The organism is Actinomycetota bacterium, from assembly GCA_018830725.1.
Taxonomy (GTDB): domain Bacteria; phylum Actinomycetota; class Humimicrobiia; order JAHJRV01; family JAHJRV01; genus JAHJRV01.
Genome location: JAHJRV010000127.1, coordinates 1 through 2327 on the forward strand (window position 1 = coordinate 1; position 2327 = coordinate 2327).

A 2327-nucleotide genomic window follows, 5' to 3' on the forward strand; every position below is an offset into this window, starting at 1 on the left:
CAGCTCAATTTTGGTTTCACGTTTATTTATAAAAAATTCCTGTATTTCAAAGTTTTTAATATCTCTTGCCTTCCACTGGAGGTTACTTTTAACGAAAATCTGAATAGTATCACATCCAATTTTTGCCCCACGAATAAGAGACTTGTCTATACCATCAGCAATAGATACATGGGCTCCAAGCAACATTATATCCTCCAAAAATTGAAGACTTTTCTCGTTAAATATACCAGATTTTGATGTAATATATTATCGCATTTAAAATTAAAATAAACTAATTTTAAATCTAATATTATTATTTAAGGAGAATTAAAAGAGATGATGAAGCTACTTTCAGGAAATGAAGCTATTGCAAGAGGAGCATATGAGAGTGGAGTAGTTGTTGCTACAGCTTATCCAGGAACTCCAAGCACTGAGATCTTGGAAAATATAAAGAATTATAAGGAGATATATTGTCAATGGTCTCCAAATGAAAAAGTGGCATTGGAGGTTGCAATTGGAGCATCTTTTGCAGGGGCTCGAACACTTGTAGCTATGAAGCATGTGGGAGTTAATGTTGCTGCTGATCCATTTATGACACTTAGTTATACAGGAATAAAGGGAGGATTAGTTTTAGTAAGTGCTGATGATCCTGCTATGCATAGCTCTCAAAATGAACAGGACAACAGACACTATGCCGAAATGGCAAAAATACCAATGCTTGAGCCCTCAGATAGTCAGGAAGCTAAAGATTTTATATCTAAAGCTTTAGAAATTAGTGAAAGGTTTGATACCCCTGTTCTTCTTAGAATTACAACAAGAATCGCACATTCAGAAGGAAGAGTAAAGTTATCTAAAAGAATAAAAAATCATAAAGAATTTAGATTTGAAAAAAACCCGCAAAAGTTTGTAATGATACCAGCATTTGCTAGAAGAAGACATGCATTTGTTGAAGACAGATTGAAAAAAATTAAGAAATATTCAGAAGATTCAGAATTAAACAAAATGGAATTAGCTAGTAAAGATATCGGAATTATAACAAGTGGAATTTCATATCAATATGCAAAAGAAGTAATACCTGATGCTTCATTTCTAAAATTAGGAATGAGTTACCCACTTTGCAAAGTAAAAACTCATGATTTTACAAGAAAAGTTAAAAAAATATTTGTAATAGAGGAAGGGGATAGATTTTTAGAAAATTCTATAAGAGCAATTGGAGTAGATTTAGAAGCTAAATCTGATGAACTTTTGTTGGGTGAATTGAATATAGAAAAAGTTGAATCTATTCTACATAAGAAGAAATATATTAAGCCAAAAGAGATTGGAAGAGTAAATCCACCTAAGATGTGTCCTGGTTGTCCTCATAGGGGAATATTTTACATTTTAAACAGATTAAAATTCACTGTAACAGGTGATATAGGGTGTTACACTTTAGCTGTTTTACCACCATTAAATTCAATAGATACATGTATATGTATGGGAGCAAGCATAGGAAATGCAATTGGTTTAAGTAAAGTAATACCTGAAGAGGATAATAAAAAAGTTGTTGCCGTCATTGGTGATTCTACTTTCATTCATTCTGGAATAACTGGTTTAATAGATGCTGTATATAATAATTCTAATATTACAGTTATTATTCTTGATAATGAAACAACTGCTATGACAGGTGGACAGGATCATCCAGGAACAGGAATTACATTAAGGGGTAATAAAACAAAAGCACTTGATTTTAAAAAATTATGCAAAGCTATAGGTGTCTCAGGTGTTGAAATAGTCGATCCTTACAATCTTGATGAAGTAAAAGCAGCTATTTTAAGAGCAAAGAGTATTAATGGTGTATCTGTAATAATTTCAAAGAGAAAATGTATTCTAATTGATAAAAAAGCAATTAAGGCACCAGTAAAAATTGATGAAGAAAAGTGTAAAATTTGTGGAATGTGTATTAAACTAGGATGTCCAGCAATTATTCCAGTTTCTGAGGATGAAATGGGGAGGATGGAGAAAGAGAAGAATATAAAGAAGGATAAAGAGAAAGAGAAGAAAAAAGAAAAAAATAAGAACAAAAGTAAAGATATGCCTCCAGTTATAGATGAAAATCTTTGTACAGGATGTGGATTATGTGAACAGGTTTGTAAATTTGATGCAATAATTCCTACATAAAATATTTTAAATAATTAAATAGAAAAAATGAAAAACAAACTTAAGAATAAAATGAAAGAAGTTAATAATATTTTAATAGTGGGGTTAGGTGGGCAAGGAGTACTTCTTGCATCAGATGTAATATCTATGGCAGCTTTTAAATCAGGATATGATATTAAAAAAAGCGAAGTTCATGGCATGTCCCAGAGAGG

Annotated in this window: 3 protein-coding genes; 2 read left to right on the plus strand and 1 reads right to left on the minus strand. The window is 31.4% G+C overall.

Annotation, left to right across the window (positions count from 1 at the left end):
- Positions 1-186, minus strand: a 186-nt coding sequence (locus KKC53_06060) for an endonuclease (protein ID MBU2598714.1), incomplete at its 3' end; no start/stop codon positions are given.
- A gap of 129 nt (positions 187-315) precedes the next feature.
- Between KKC53_06060 and iorA the strand changes: the two genes are divergently transcribed.
- Positions 316-2136 (plus strand): indolepyruvate ferredoxin oxidoreductase subunit alpha, encoded by a 1821-nt coding sequence (gene iorA / locus KKC53_06065; protein MBU2598715.1) that lies wholly within the window; start codon positions 316-318, stop codon positions 2134-2136.
- Between the two features lie 51 nt (positions 2137-2187).
- Positions 2188-2327, plus strand: a 140-nt coding sequence (locus KKC53_06070) for a 2-oxoacid:acceptor oxidoreductase family protein (protein ID MBU2598716.1), incomplete at its 3' end; no start/stop codon positions are given.